At 69.9% G+C, this 14071-nt stretch carries 12 protein-coding genes; 5 read left to right on the top strand and 7 right to left on the bottom strand.

Annotated elements, in window-relative coordinates:
- Positions 1-340 precede the first annotated feature (340 nt).
- The 7 genes from KHP12_RS37045 to polA all read right to left on the bottom strand — a co-directional run bounded on the left by KHP12_RS37045 (position 341) and on the right by polA (position 7645).
- On the bottom strand, positions 341-691 hold the full coding sequence (locus KHP12_RS37045; protein WP_244202952.1) for a hypothetical protein: 351 nt from the start codon (positions 689-691) through the stop codon (positions 341-343).
- Between the two features lie 23 nt (positions 692-714).
- Positions 715-933 (bottom strand): hypothetical protein, encoded by a 219-nt coding sequence (locus tag KHP12_RS37040; RefSeq protein ID WP_037949729.1) that lies wholly within the window; start codon positions 931-933, stop codon positions 715-717.
- Positions 934-1094: 161 nt separating this feature from the next.
- Positions 1095-1715 carry a hypothetical protein gene (locus tag KHP12_RS37035; protein ID WP_240812538.1) on the bottom strand — a complete coding sequence of 207 codons (621 nt, stop codon included), beginning with the start codon at positions 1713-1715 and terminating at the stop codon, positions 1095-1097.
- Between the two features lie 2 nt (positions 1716-1717).
- Complete coding sequence (pgfA, locus tag KHP12_RS37030) at positions 1718-2719, bottom strand: cell envelope lipid trafficking protein PgfA (RefSeq protein WP_210609171.1); 1002 nt, start codon at positions 2717-2719, stop codon at positions 1718-1720.
- A 16-nt stretch (positions 2720-2735) separates the two neighbouring features.
- Entirely contained in the window at positions 2736-2870 is a 135-nt protein-coding gene (locus KHP12_RS37025) for an SPW_0924 family protein (protein ID WP_107471900.1), read from the bottom strand.
- Positions 2871-3041: 171 nt separating this feature from the next.
- Positions 3042-4793, bottom strand: a complete 1752-nt coding sequence (locus KHP12_RS37020; protein WP_211834134.1) for a lytic murein transglycosylase — start codon at positions 4791-4793, stop codon at positions 3042-3044.
- 113 nt (positions 4794-4906) lie between these two features.
- Positions 4907-7645, bottom strand: a complete 2739-nt coding sequence (gene polA / locus KHP12_RS37015; protein ID WP_211834133.1) for a DNA polymerase I — start codon at positions 7643-7645, stop codon at positions 4907-4909.
- A 256-nt stretch (positions 7646-7901) separates the two neighbouring features.
- Here polA and KHP12_RS37010 point away from each other — a divergent pair, with 256 nt between their 5' ends.
- The 5 genes from KHP12_RS37010 (at position 7902) to KHP12_RS36990 (ending at position 14062) form a co-directional block, all read left to right on the top strand.
- Complete coding sequence (locus tag KHP12_RS37010; protein WP_211834132.1) at positions 7902-10184, top strand: FdhF/YdeP family oxidoreductase; 2283 nt, start codon at positions 7902-7904, stop codon at positions 10182-10184.
- Between the two features lie 81 nt (positions 10185-10265).
- A complete protein-coding gene (locus tag KHP12_RS37005; protein ID WP_086883738.1) occupies positions 10266-10781 on the top strand; it encodes a hotdog fold thioesterase in 516 nt (171 codons plus the stop codon).
- Between the two features lie 55 nt (positions 10782-10836).
- Complete coding sequence (locus KHP12_RS37000) at positions 10837-11307, top strand: hypothetical protein (protein WP_211834131.1); 471 nt, start codon at positions 10837-10839, stop codon at positions 11305-11307.
- 488 nt (positions 11308-11795) lie between these two features.
- Positions 11796-13028: a branched-chain amino acid ABC transporter substrate-binding protein gene (locus tag KHP12_RS36995; protein WP_210609174.1), complete on the top strand. Its 1233-nt coding sequence runs from the start codon at positions 11796-11798 to the stop codon at positions 13026-13028.
- Positions 13029-13129: 101 nt separating this feature from the next.
- The gene (locus tag KHP12_RS36990) at positions 13130-14062 is read left to right on the top strand and encodes a branched-chain amino acid ABC transporter permease (RefSeq protein WP_037948794.1); all 933 of its coding nucleotides are present in this window, start codon (positions 13130-13132) and stop codon (positions 14060-14062) included.
- Positions 14063-14071: the final 9 nt, after the last annotated feature.

The raw sequence follows: 14071 nt of genomic DNA, 5'->3' as shown, positions 1-14071 counted from the left end.
GGGCCGCGGCGGCCCTGTGAGTCGCGGGAGGCAGGGGCCGCGTTGCACGGTGGTCTGCGTGGCGCAGTGGGATGGCGGGGCGACGCCGTAGGACGCGTAGGACGCGTGGGGCGCTGGGGCGCTGGGACGCTGGGGCACGCAGCCAAGGGGCCGCGCCACTCAGGAGGCGCACCGCCCAGGGGATGCGCGGCGCAGCGGGACGACGGGACGCAGTGGGCCGCGTGGCGCAGTAAGACGGGGACGCCGTAGGACACGTGCGGGAGCGGGCCGCGCGACGCGGTAAGCCGGGACCCGGTAGGAAACCCGGTACGCAGTGAGCAGCGCAGCGTATCCGTCGGGATCAGTCGGCCCAAGCGCGCAAGCGGCGGGCGGTTTCGCCGAGGCGGAAGGCGCTGATCTCCCGTATGTCGCGGACCAGTTTGACCATGGCGCCCGGCGGCGGCGCGATCGGCTCTCCGGACTCCTCCATGTACATCTGCGCGCAGGCCGCGCCGATCGTGGCGTTGTAGTCGGAGAACGGCTCGAGAATCAGTGAGGTGTGCAGAAAGGTCGCGGCGCGGGCGGCGGCCTCCTCGTAGTAGGGCTCGCCCGCGAACCGCTCGTAGCGGTGGCGCTCGGTCATGCAGTGCAGCGCACCCCAGTCCCGGACCGGGGTGTTCACCGGGGAGACCTCGACCTGGACGTTCAGCACCCAACCGGCGTCAACGTACAGGATCACCGCATGCCGTGCGGGAACTCCCGCTCGAACTCGGCCTTGTAGGCCAGGGCGAACTTCACGGCGCCCTCGACGAAGCGCTGCTTCTGACGCCGCCGCACCACGTCCTCGGTCAGTATGTCGTGCGCCAGCCGCTTGATCTCGACGCCCTTCTCCCTCGCCTCGGCACGCAGCTCGGCCAGCTCCTGCTCGGTGAACTCAATCGTGATGCCAGGCATGGGCGGCATGCTAGCCACGCCCTCACCCTGATCACTACCGGCTTGGCCACCACGAGCGAATCGCGAGGACGGATGTTGACGCGACGGCCGCGGGGGCCCAGCACCCCGGCCCGCCCAGCACCCCGCTCAGCACCCCGGCTCCCTCAGCGCTCGAACCCCAGTCAGCACTCCAGCCTCAGGGCGAACTGCTCCCCCGTCGGAAACGGCTCGTCCACGGGGTGCGGCCCCACCCATATGAGCGCCTGCTCGAAGGTCATGTACGAGCCGTTGTCGACGCACTGGCCGACCACCACCGCATTGCCGCCGCAGCGCCACGCCGCGTAGTTCCACGGGTGGTCGCCCTTCTCGTCCCGCACCACGGTCTCCGGCTCGCCCAGGCGCTCGCTGAAGCCGTCCACCGCGGCGCGCCACCGGCCGTCGAAGCCGGAGCGGTCGGCCTCGCGGTCGAAGACCCAGCCGGGGTCGCCGGAGTGGTATCCGGCGAGCCAGTCGACATTGCCGCTGAGCCCGTCGGCCTGCAACTCCGCGTCGAAGTCGTCCGGTTCGTAGTAGTAACAGAACGGGATCATGCATTCGGTGTCCGCGTCGTCGGGCCCGCCGAACCACTCCGGGAGGACATAGTGCCCGGTGTTGGTGGCGTACGAGGACGTGCGGGAGCCGTCGGGCACCCAGCCGAAGCGCTTCGCGGCGGCCGCCGTGGCGCCCGGGGTCCACTCCAGGCGCGCCAAGTCGGCGATGTGGCCGATGAGCTCGGGACCGGGGACGCAGCTGTTCACTGGCATGGTCATACGCTACGGCCCGCCACTGACAACGCGGTCGGCGCCGCCGGGGCCGCCGGCGGGCGCGCCCCGCGGGCGCGCGCCTCCAGCAGCAGCGCGAGCGCGAGCAGGGCGAGCCCCAGGATCAGGAAGCCCCACGGCAGATAGGCCGTGAGCAGCAGGACCAGCTGGCGCTGGGACTTGACCATGTCCACCGTGTGCCGGATGTAGTCCTCGCGCATCTTCACATGGCCGGAGAAGACGGTCACCCGGTCGCGGTCGCCCAGCAGTGTGCCGCCGCGCAGCTCCTCCTTGTGGATCTCCTGCCCGTTGACCGGGGCGCCCGTGGTGGGCTCGACCCAGAACATCCGCTTGGTGCTGTACCAGCGGGAGGTGCCGGCCTTGCGGACGGTCTCGGGGGTGACGCCGTTGACCGGCATGGTCTTGGGCAGCGGCACCTTGGTCCAGGGGATGGTCTGCTCGAAGTAGTAGACCTCCAGACCGCGGAAGTCGCGGGTGCCCTTGTAGTGGATGGGGGCGGAGGTGCGGGTCTGGGCGTCGAAGTAGCGGTAGTCGCGCTTCTCGGTGAGGAACGGCCACTTGTACTCGATGCCGTCGCGGCGCACCGCGTCCCCGTCGACGTGTTCGCCGCCCGCGTGCACCGGGTCCTGGGAGTGGGCGTCGAAGACATAGCGCTCGGGGATCTTGGAGACCATCTTGCCGTCGGGCCCGGCCACATACGACAGGGTGTCCCAGACGACGACATCGCGCCCGGTCGCCTTCCCGACCTTCTTCGCGGCGGGCACATTGCCGCGCAGGGTCTGCACGATGCTGACCTTGGGGACGGTGCGGGGCTTCATGGTGCCGTAGTCGAGCAGTGTGGCCGGGCCGGCCTCCATCACGGCCGTCTGGTACTCACTGGGCGGGATCTTGGCCAGCCGGGGATAGGCGTACCAGCGCAGCAGCGGCGCGAGTGCGGCGAAGAAGACGGCGAAGGCCAGCAGCACCAGACTTGCTCTGCGGCGCATGGCGGATGTCCCTCCCTCAGGGGTGCTTGGGGACGGTGGTGAGCAGGGGTTCCGGGGAGGTCTCACCGCTGGGGGCGCCGATGGCCGTCATCGTGAGAACGATGGCGAGGGCGGCGGCGAGTCCGATCGCGGCGGCGGTGAGGGCACGCATACGGGGCCTCCTCGTGGTCGGTACGAGGCGCTGCCTGACGCTTCGTCAGGGATGGGGCACCGTAGCAACGGGGGCCGCAGATGAGAACACGAAGGCGTGAAAGCATCACACCGCCCCTGGGCCCGGTGGGGGCTCAGGGGCGGTGCGGCGGGCTGTGTGAGGGGCTCCTGGCTACGAGGCGGGGGCCTTGGTGACCGTCAGCTCGATGTCCAGGACGGCGCCGCCCTCGGCGGTGAGGCGGAGCAGGAAGGTGCCCGCCTGGTCATCGGTGAGGATCTTCGGCAGCGTGAGCCGGCCGAGGTCATTGGTCTTCAGGGCGGCCAGGGTGCGCACCGGCTTGCCCTTGTCGTCCAGGAAGTAGGGCCCCTTGTCGCTGGGTTTCGGGTCCTTCGCCGACGTGATCATGGTGGCGGTCACCGGGACATCCGCCATGACCTTGCCCTTGTTGGTGGCCTTGACGGTGAGCAGGTCGGCGAAGGAGTCGCCGGTCCGGGCCGTGAACTTCTTGTCGCCGATCCGGGCCAGCGCGTCGGCCTGCGGCACGGGCCGGGCCTTGACGGTGGCGGTGAACTCGACCGGGGCGGCCTCCCGCCCCACGGCGGTGGCGCGCACGGTGAAGGTGCCGGTCTTCTCGCCCGCGCGCAGCTTCGGCGCGGTGGCGGTGCCATCGGCGGCGGTCAGCACGGTGGCGGACTTGACCAGGCCGAGGAAGCGCGTGTCGGTGTCACCGAGGATCTCGTACCGCACCTTGGCGTCGGCCACCGGTTTGCCCGCGGTGTCCACGGCCTTGACGCGCGGCGACCGGTCGAACCCGGTGCCCGCGGTGGCGGACAGCTCCTTCGCGCCAACGGTGGTGAGCTTGCTGGTGCCGCTCGGGGTGGACGGCGGAGTGGTCGGGGACCCGGTGCCGGGGTTGCCGGGCGTGCCGGAGTTGTCACCGGTCGGCGGGGTCGGGGTGGTGGTGTCGGGCGTGTCGTTGGGCTTGGGCAGGGTGTGGGCGTTGTTCTCCTTGCCCTTGTCGCCGCCCTTCCCCGGGTTCTTGCCCGAGTCCTTGCCCTTGTCGCCCGAGCCCGAGCCGGAGTCGTTCCCCGAGGGGATCACACCGGTGCCGTCGGGGACCTCATGGGTGCCGCGCTTGTAGTACTCGAACCACGACAGGACGGTGTTCAGGTACTCCCGCGAGTGGTTGTAGCCGAGGATCGCGCGGTCCAGATCGGCCTTGACGGACAGGTCGCGGCCGTCCGCGCAGAGGTAGCTGCCCGCGGCGAGGGCGGCGTCATAGACGTTGTTGGGGTCCTTCTCGCCGTCGCCATTGCCGTCCCGGCCCCAGTCGGCCCAGGTGGACGGGATGAACTGCATGGGGCCGACCGCCCGGTCATGCTGACTGTCGCCGTCGTAGGCACCGCCGTCGGTGTCCTTGATCAGGGCGAAGCCGTCGCCGTTCAGAACCGGGCCGAGGATGGGCGAGACGGTGGTGCCGTCGGCGCCCACATTGCCGCCGCCGGCCTGGCCGGACTCGACCTTGCCGATCGCGGCGAGCAGCTCCCAGGGCAGATTGCAGCCGGGGTTGGACTCCCTCAGGGCCGCTTCCGCCTTCTTGTAGGCGGCGAGGACGCTCGCGGGGATGCCCGCCTCGGGCTTGGTGCTGCTGCCCCCGGGGAGCCCGGGCAGATCGATCGAGGAGCCCGGCTTGTCGGGGGTGACCAGGGGTGGCAGATCGGTGTGGTACGAGGAACCACCGTCTATGGGGGTGTTGTCGTCCGGCGCCGGCGACTCACCCGCCCGCTGCTCCCGGTTCCGGTCGCCATGGTCGGAATTGGCGAATCCCGGCGCCTGGGACGCGGTGAGGGCGGCCATCGCGGCCGCCGCCACCGCTGTCGTGGCCGCCCCCTTGCGCAGTCGTCGGCCGATTAGCGGTGCCATCCGTGTGTCCCTCCCGTCGAACACCATGCGCTCCCCCGGCGCGTCAACTCTGGTGACACTACGACAACTTATGGCCCGCAGCTACCGGCGCAAACACCGCATCGGGCGAACTCTCAGTGAGCCGCGGACTCCCAGTCCGCACCGGATCCTACCGATACGTCCAGCGGAGCGCTGAGCTGGAAGGCGCCCATCATCTCCCGGCGCACCAGCTCCTCCACCCGCTCCCGCTCACCGGGGGCGATCTCCAGCACGATTTCGTCGTGGACCTGCAACAGCATCCGCGACGAGAGTTTCTCCTTCGTCAACGCCGCGTCCACCTTGAGCATCGCGATCTTCACGATGTCGGCGGCGGTGCCCTGGATCGGGGCGTTGAGCGCCATCCGCTCGGCCATCTCGCGGCGCTGGCGGTTGTCGCTGGTGAGGTCCGGCAGATAGCGGCGGCGGCCGAGCATGGTCTCCGTATAGCCGGTGGCGCGCGCCTCCTCGACGACCCGCTGGAGATAGTCGCGCACCCCGCCGAACCGCTCGAAGAAGTTCTCCATCAGCTTGCGGGCCTCGTCGGGGGTGATGCCCAGCTGCTGGGAGAGGCCGAACGCGGACAGGCCGTACGCCAGCCCGTAGGACATGGCCTTGATCTTGCGGCGCATCTCCGGGTCGACCGCCGACTTGTCGACGGAGAAGACCTGGGAGGCGACCGTGGTGTGCAGGTCCTCACCGGAGGTGAACGCCTCGATCAGGCCCTCGTCCTCGGAGAGATGGGCCATGACGCGCAGCTCGATCTGGCTGTAGTCGGCGGTCATCAGCGACTCGAAGCCGTCGCCGACGACGAAGCCGCGCCGGATCGCCCGGCCCTCGTCGGTGCGCACCGGGATGTTCTGGAGATTGGGGTCGGTGGAGGAGAGCCGGCCGGTGGCCGCCACGGTCTGGTTGAAGGAGGTGTGGATGCGGCCGCCGGGGGCGATGGTCTTGATCAGGCCCTCGACGGTGGAGCGCAGCCGCGCCTGCTCACGGTGGCGCAGCATGATCACCGGGAGCTCGTGGTCGGTCTGCGCGGCCAGCCAGGCCAGCGCGTCGGCGTCCGTGGTGTACCCGGTCTTGGTCTTCTTGGTCTTGGGCAGGCCCAGCTCGCCGAAGAGCACCTCCTGGAGCTGCTTGGGCGAGCCGAGGTTGAACTCATGGCCCACCGCGTCGTGGGCCTCCTTCACGGCGTGCTGCACGGCGGCCGCGAACTGCTGCTCCATGCGCTCCAGCCAGCCGCGGTCGGCGGCGATGCCCGACCGCTCCATCCGGGCCAGCAGCTCGGAGACGGGCAGCTCCATGTCGTGCAGCAGCCCGGCCGCGCCCACGTCCTTGAGCCGGCCGTCGAAGGCCTCGCCCAGGTCCAGGATGGTCCGCGCCTTGATCATCAGGGCGTCCCGCTCGGCCTCCTCATCGGCGCCGAAGGCCAGCTGTCCGCCGTCCGCGGCCGCCGCCGGGGACAGCTCACGGCCCAGGTACTCCACCGACAGGGCGTCCAGCTCGAAGGAGCGGCGGCCGGGCTTGACCAGATAGGCGGCGAGGGCGGTGTCCATGGAGACGCCCGCGACGGACCAGCCGTGCTCGGCGAAGACCCGCATGATCCCCTTGGCGTTGTGCAGCACCTTGGGGCGGTCCGGGTCCGCGATCCACTCGGCGAACGCCCGCTCGTCGGCCTCGTCCAGCTGCGAGGGGTCGAAGACGGCGGCGGGGCCGGAGCCGGTGGCCAGCGCGACCTCGCTGACACTGCCGCTGCCCAGCGCCCAGGTGTCGACGGTGGCCAGGCCCAGCGGGGCGTCGCGGTGGCTCTCCAGCCAGGGGGCGAGCTCGCCCGCGCCCAGCGCCACCCCGTCGACCGCGACACCCGGCTCGGTGGCCGCGGGCTCGTCCGCCGCCGCGCCCGGGTCGACGGCCATGATCCGGTCGCGGAAGTTCTGGTGGCGGAACTCCAGCGCGTCCAGGATCACCCCGAGCGCCTCCCGGTCGTACGGGGCGCGCTCGAGCCCCTCGGGGCCGACGGCCAGCTCCACGTCCCGCACCAGCTCGGTCAGCTGGCGGTTGAGCTTCACGGACTCCAGGTGGTCGCGGAGCTTCTCGCCGACCTTCCCCTTGACCTCCTCGACCCGCTCCACCAGCTCCTTGAAGGAGCCGAACTGATTGATCCACTTCGCCGCGGTCTTCTCGCCGACGCCCGGGATGCCGGGGAGGTTGTCCGACGGGTCGCCGCGCAGCGCCGCGAAGTCGGGGTACTGGCTCGGGGTGAGGCCGTACTTCTCCTGCACCTTCTCGGGGGTGAACCGGGTCAGCTCGGAGACGCCCTTGGTGGGGTAGAGCACCGTGACATGGTCGGTGACCAGCTGGAAGGAGTCCCGGTCGCCGGTGACGATCAGGACGTCGAAGCCCTGCTCCTCGGCCTGGGTGGCGAGCGTGGCGATCACATCGTCGGCCTCGAAGCCATCCACCGCGAAGCGCGTGATCTTCATGGCGTCGAGCAGCTCGCCGATCAGCTCGACCTGACCCTTGAACTCGTCGGGGGACTTGGAGCGGTTCGCCTTGTACTCGGTGAACTGCTCGGAGCGCCAGGTCTTGCGCGAGACGTCGAACGCCACGGCGAGGTGCGTGGGCTGCTCATCACGGAGCGTGTTCGCCAGCATCGAGGTGAAGCCGTAGATCGCGTTGGTGGTCTGGCCGGTGGTCGTGTTGAAGTTCTCCGCCGGCAGCGCGAAGAACGCCCGGTATGCCAGGGAATGCCCGTCCAGCAGGAGCAGGCGGGGGCGGTCTGCCCCGGTGCGGTCGGTCGCGGGCGCTGCGGTCTTCTTCGATGCTTTCTCTGCCACGCCCCCGATCCTGCCACGCCCCACCGACAATGCCTCCCGCCCCGGCGACCGGACGGGACAGGACAGGACACAAGACCGCACCGGACCGAGGGCAAGGCCGAGCCGGTCCGCACGGCCGGAGCGGCCGTACCGCCGGACCGGGCCGGGCCACCGACAGCCGGACCGGGCCGCCGCCCCGGCTTTCGGTGGCCCGTGACAGGATCGGACCCATAGGTCCACACACAGGTCCCGCAACGCTCGAGCCAAGGGGAGCGACATGGCAGCCAAGCCGCCCGCAGGCGATCCGATCCAGGACGCGCCCGAGGTCACACCCCCACAACATGCCGCCGCCGGGCTGCCGGCCGTGGGGCATTCGCTGCGCATCGCCCACCAGCAGATGGGCGTGCGCCGCACCGCGCTCACCCTGCTGCGCGTCAACCAGAAGAACGGCTTCGACTGCCCCGGCTGCGCCTGGCCCGAGCCGGACAAGCGCCATGCGGCCGAGTTCTGTGAGAACGGCGCGAAGGCCGTCGCCGAGGAGGCCACCCTCCGCCGGGTGACCCCCGACTTCTTCGCCGCCCACCCGGTGGCGGACCTCGCCAACCGCAGCGGCTACTGGCTCGGCCAGCAGGGCCGGCTGACCCAGCCCATGTACCTGCCCGAGGGCGCCGAGCGGTACGAGCCGGTGTCCTGGGACCGGGCCTTCGACATCATCGGCGACGAGCTGACCGCGCTCGACTCCCCCGACGAGGCGGTCTTCTACACCTCGGGCCGCACCAGCAACGAGGCGGCCTTCCTCTACCAGCTCTTCGCCCGCGAGTTCGGCACCAACAACCTGCCCGACTGCTCCAACATGTGCCATGAGTCGTCCGGCTCGGCGCTCACCGAGACCCTCGGCGTCGGCAAGGGCAGCGTGCTGCTCGAGGACCTCTACAAGGCCGACCTGATCGTCGTGGCCGGGCAGAACCCGGGCACCAACCACCCGCGCATGCTCTCCGCCCTGGAGAAGGCGAAGGCCAACGGCGCGAAGATCATCTCCATCAACCCGCTGCCCGAGGCCGGTCTCGAGCGGTTCAAGAACCCGCAGAACGCCCGCGGTATCGCCGGTGGCGGCACCGCGCTCACCGATCTCTTCCTCCAGATCCGGATCGGCGGCGACCAGGCCCTCTTCCGCCTCCTCAACAAGCTCATCCTGGAGACAGAGGGAGCCACCGACGAGGAGTTCATCCACGAACACACCCACGGCTTCGAGGAGTTCGCCGCCGCGGCCCGCGCCGCCGACTGGGACGAGACGCTGCGCGCCACCGGTCTGGACCGCGCCGACATCGACCGCGCCCTGCGCATGGTCCTCGAATCGAAGCGCACCATCGTGTGCTGGGCGATGGGCCTGACCCAGCACAAGCACTCGGTGCCCACCATCCGTGAGGTCGTCAACTTCCTGCTGCTGCGCGGCGACATCGGCCGTCCCGGCGCCGGGGTCTGCCCGGTGCGCGGCCACAGCAATGTGCAGGGCGACCGCACCATGGGCATCTTCGAGCGCCCCGCCCCGGCCTTCCTGGACGCCCTGGAGCGCGAGTTCGGCTTCGCCCCGCCCCGCGAGCACGGCTTCGACGTCGTCCGGGCCATCCGCGCCCTGCGCGACGGCCAGGCCAAGGTCTTCTTCGCCATGGGCGGCAACTTCGTGGCGGCCTCCCCCGACACCGAGGTCACCGAGGCCGCGATGCGCGCCGCCCGGCTGACCGTCCATGTCTCCACCAAGCTCAACCGCTCCCATGTGGTCACCGGCGCGCGGGCGCTGATCCTGCCCACCCTCGGCCGCACCGAGCGCGATCTCCAGGGCAGCGGCCCGCAGTTCGTCACCGTCGAGGACTCCATGGGCATGGTGCACGCCTCCCGCGGGCGCCTGGAGCCCGCGAGCCCCCGTCTGCTCTCCGAGCCGGCCATCGTCTGCCGAATGGCCCGCCGGGTGCTGGGCCCCGGGAGCCACACCCCCTGGGAGGAGTTCGGACAGGACTACGCGCGCGTCCGCGACCGCATCGCCGCCGTCATCCCCGGTTTCGAGGACTTCAACGACCGGGTGAGCGACCCCTCCGGTTTCGCCCTGCCGCACGCCCCGCGCGACAGCCGCAGCTTCCCCACCGCCACCGGTAAGGCCAACTTCACGGCGGCCCCCATCGAGTACCCCGAGGCGCCCGAGGGCCGGCTGCTGCTGCAGACCCTGCGCTCCCACGACCAGTACAACACCACCATCTACGGCCTGGACGACCGCTACCGCGGCGTCAAGAACGGCCGCCGGGTGGTGCTGGTGCACCCCGAGGACGCCCGGGAGCTCGGGCTGGCCGACGGCGCCTACGTCGACCTGGTCGGCGAGTGGAAGGACGGCACCGAGCGGCGCGCCGCCGGCTTCCGCGTGATCCACTACCCGACCGCGCGCGGCTGCGCCGCCTCGTACTACCCGGAGACCAACGTCCTGGTCCCCCTGGACGCCACCGCCGACACCAGCAACACCCCGGCGAGCAAGTCCGTGGTGGTCCGCCTGGAACAGACAACCCCGGCCTAAGCGTTTGCTCAGTTGCCTGGTAAGAAGGTGGCCACCACAAGCAAAGGTGGCCACCACAGCAACCGAACGGAGCCTGTCCCGATGGGCGAGCAGACCAGCGTGAAGTTCCCGCAAGAGGTACTCGACGAGTACGCGGCGCTCGGCGTGGATCTTCCCGCGCTGTTCTCCGCCGGACACCTCGGCACCCGCATGGGTGTGCAGATCCTCGAGGCCTCGGCCGAGCGGGTCGTGGGCACCATGCCGGTGGAGGGCAACACCCAGCCGTACGGGCTGCTGCACGGCGGCGCCTCCGCCGTGCTGGCCGAGACCCTCGGCTCGGTCGGCTCGATGCTGCACGGCGGCAGCGGGCGGATCGCGGTCGGCGTGGACCTCAACTGCACCCACCACCGGGGCGCCCGCTCGGGCCTGGTCACCGGTGTGGCCACCCCCGTCCACCGGGGCCGCTCCACCGCCACCTACGAGATCGTCATCAGCGATGAGCAGGACCGGCGGGTGTGCACCGCCCGCCTCACCTGCCTGCTGCGCGAGGTCGACGACGCCGGGCGGGCCAGGACCGTCGCCGACATCGCCGAGGCGAAGGACCGCGCCGGGGCGTGACGCCCGGCGCCATCGCCGTTGCCCCCCTGGATGACCGGGTCTACCGTGACCCTCCATGGGGGCAACGACCCGGGCGGGTTTCCGGCCCGCCGCCGTCTGTGGCTGCGCTCTCGTACTCGCCGTGACGATGACCGGATGCGGCAGCTCCGGTTCCGGCCCCTCGGGCGACTCCCGCGACTCTGGTAACTCCCGTAACTCCCCGGCGTCCACGCCCGCCCCTCACGGCCCCACACCCCGGGCCACACCCCGGGCCACCTCCCCCGTACGGCTGTGCGCCGGCCTCATCTCCTACTGGGCCGAACAGGACCTCGCGGACAGCCAGTGGGCCGGGCTCGACTGGGAGCAGAAGGGGCTCTCCAACCAGCAGTACGAGATCTACGACGACATCGTCCAGGCCGCACGCGCCGAGCGGAAGCGGCATGGCACCCCGGCGGCCAAAGCGCTGATCAAGCGGCTGGCCGAGCGCCGCTGCGCGGCAGCGAACGGCGCTACCCACAGCTCCGAGAACTGGCGCCCGCCGACCTGAGCCGCACCGGCCCGACACCGGCCCGACACCGTTCCGGAACCCCGTCCACGCCCCCGGACCCGCACACTCGGCCGTAACACTGCGTAACGCTGACGCAATATAAGATCGCATTTTCAGCACCTCCGGCGACTCCGAAATCGATCTTCCCGCGCCCCTTCGCGCACGCGCCTCCGCGCTTCGTTCACAAGCGCACCGCACTCCTTAGCGGAACTGCACCTTCTCAGGATCCGGACCTAATGGTTGGTCCAAATGCGCCCTATTCGTCCCTTCCGTTCCGCTACACGGACATCCCGGGGTGACGCGCGTCATAACAAGACAGTCACATCATCGCCTGGACCTCTGCCACCCGTCGCGCCCCGCCCTTAGAGTCACAGCCAGTCACGGCCCCGTGGGATGTACGCCGCACCCACACGGCCATTCCAGGTTCATCCGGCGAGGACACGGCACCCCCTGAACCCGGGGTGCCGGGGCCAGGGAAAGGATTCCTCGTGCGACACCGTTCCTTGCTCATCATGACGACCGCCATCACCGCGGGCGCCCTCACTCTCAGCGCCTGCGGGTCGCGGGACGACAAAAACGACAGTGGCGGCAAGGACAGCAAGACGACCGTGGTCATCGGTGTCGACGCCCCGCTCACCGGCTCGCTGTCCGCTCTCGGCCAGGGCATCAAGAACTCCGTCGACCTCGCGGCGAAGGTAGCCAACAAGAACAACGAGGTGGACGGGGTCACCTTCAAGGTCAAGTCCTTCGACGACCAGGCCGTACCCTCCTCCGGCAAGGCGAACGCGACCTCGATGGTCGACGACGAGGACATCCTCGGCGCGGTGGGGCCGCTCAACTCGGGCGTCGCCCAGTCCATGCAGGGCGTCTTCGACAGAGGCGACCTCGCCCAGGTCTCCCCCGCCAACACCAACCCGGCCCTGAGCCAGGGCGACGACTGGGCCTCGGGCAAGAAGTCTCGCCCCTTCAAGACCTACTTCCGCACCGCGACCACCGACATCATCCAGGGCCGCTTCGCCGCGCAGTACTACTACAAGGACGCGAAGAAGCGGAAGGTCTTCGTCATCGACGACAAGCAGGCGTACGGCAACGGCCTCGCCACCATCTTCGCCGAGGAGTTCAAGCGCCTCGGCGGCAAGGTCGTCGGCCGGGACCACCTGACCGTCAAGGAGACCGACTTCTCCGGCATCGCCAACAAGGTGAAGTCCTCCGGCGCCGACTCGGTCTACTTCGGCGGTCAGTACCCCGAGGGCGGTCTGCTGTCCGACCAGGTCAAGCAGGCCGGCGCGCAGGTCCCGATCATGGGCGGCGACGGCATCTACGACCCCGCCTTCATCAAGGCCTCGGGCACCAACAACGACGGTGACCTCGCCACCTCCGTCGGCTACCCGGTCGAGCAGCTCGACTCCGCCAAGACGTTCGTGAAGAACTACGCGGACCAGCACTACAAGGACCCGTACGCGGCCTACGGCGGCTACTCCTACGACGCCGGCTGGGCCATCATCCAGGCCGTCAAGGCCGTGGTCGAGGACAACAACGGCAAGCTCCCGGACAACGCCCGCGCCAAGATCACCGAGGCGCTCGGCAAGGTCTCCTTCGACGGCGTCACCGGCAAGGTCTCCTTCGACCAGTACGGCGACACCACCAACAAGCAGCTGACCGTCTACAAGGTCACCAAGGGCGCCTGGAAGTCCGTGAAGAGCGAGACCTTCAAGGACTGATCCCCGGCAGCGATCGCACACCCACGAAACGAATCCGCGCGAGGGCGTACCCATCGCCCTCGCGCGGCGTCATATCCGACACGCTCATCGGAGGCCCTGCGGTGCACGAACTGCCGCAAACGCTGGTCAACGGCCTGACCCTTGGCGCCCTCTACGGCTTGATCGCCATCGGGTACACCATGGTCTACGGCATCGTCCAGCTCATCAACTTCGCCCATGGCGAGATCTTCATGATCGGGGGCTTCGGGGCCCTCACCATCTACATCTGGCTGCCCAGCGGCACCGCGCTCTCCCTCGCTCTGCCCCTGATGCTGATCGGCGGCATCGTCGCCTCGGTCGCCATCGCCACCGCGGCGGAACGCTTCGCCTACCGGCCCCTGCGCGGCGGGCCCCGGCTCGCCCCCCTGATCACCGCGATCGGTCTGTCCATCGCACTGCAACAGGCCGTCTGGGCCTTCTACCCGGACGCCAAGAAGCCCCGCAGCTTCCCGCAGTTCGAGGGATCGTCGTTCGAGATCCTCGACAATCTGCACATCCAGCGCGGCGACGCCTTCCTCCTCATCGCCGCCCCGCTGTGCATGCTCGCCCTGGGGCTGTTCGTCTCCAAGAGCCGGGCCGGCCGCGCCATGCAGGCCACCGCGCAGGACCCCGACACCGCCAAACTCATGGGCATCAACACCGACCGCATCATCGTGATGGCCTTCGCCATCGGCGGTGCGTTCGCCGCCGTCGCCGCCCTCTCCCACGGCCTCAAGTACGGCCAGATCAACTTCGAGATGGGCTTCATCGCCGGTCTCAAGGCGTTCACCGCCGCCGTGCTCGGCGGCATCGGCAACATCTACGGCGCCATGCTCGGCGGCGTCGTCCTGGGCATCGTCGAGGCCCTGGCCATCAAGTACATCCAGGACATCCCCGGGATGGACCAGCTCGGCGGCGGTGCCTGGAAGGACGTATGGGCCTTCACCCTGCTCATCGTCGTCCTGCTGGTCAGGCCACAGGGTCTGCTCGGCGAACGCGTAGCGGACCGGGCGTGAGGGAGTGAA

The sequence above is a fragment of the Streptomyces asiaticus genome (assembly GCF_018138715.1).
GTDB classification, from domain to species: Bacteria; Actinomycetota; Actinomycetes; order Streptomycetales; family Streptomycetaceae; genus Streptomyces; species Streptomyces asiaticus.
Note: the sequence above shows the minus strand (reverse complement) of the source record. Positions and strands in the feature narration are given on the sequence as shown.

Coding starts and splice junctions, on each gene's coding strand:
- KHP12_RS37040 (WP_037949729.1), bottom strand. CDS start 933: ATGCCTGGCATCACGATTGAGTTCACCGAGCAGGAGCTGGCCGAGCTG.
- KHP12_RS37035 (WP_240812538.1), bottom strand. CDS start 1,715: ATGCCAGTGAACAGCTGCGTCCCCGGTCCCGAGCTCATCGGCCACATC.
- pgfA (WP_210609171.1), bottom strand. CDS start 2,719: ATGCGCCGCAGAGCAAGTCTGGTGCTGCTGGCCTTCGCCGTCTTCTTC.
- KHP12_RS37025 (WP_107471900.1), bottom strand. CDS start 2,870: ATGCGTGCCCTCACCGCCGCCGCGATCGGACTCGCCGCCGCCCTCGCC.
- KHP12_RS37020 (WP_211834134.1), bottom strand. CDS start 4,793: ATGGCACCGCTAATCGGCCGACGACTGCGCAAGGGGGCGGCCACGACA.
- KHP12_RS37010 (WP_211834132.1), top strand. CDS start 7,902: ATGGCAGCCAAGCCGCCCGCAGGCGATCCGATCCAGGACGCGCCCGAG.
- KHP12_RS37005 (WP_086883738.1), top strand. CDS start 10,266: ATGGGCGAGCAGACCAGCGTGAAGTTCCCGCAAGAGGTACTCGACGAG.
- KHP12_RS37000 (WP_211834131.1), top strand. CDS start 10,837: ATGGGGGCAACGACCCGGGCGGGTTTCCGGCCCGCCGCCGTCTGTGGC.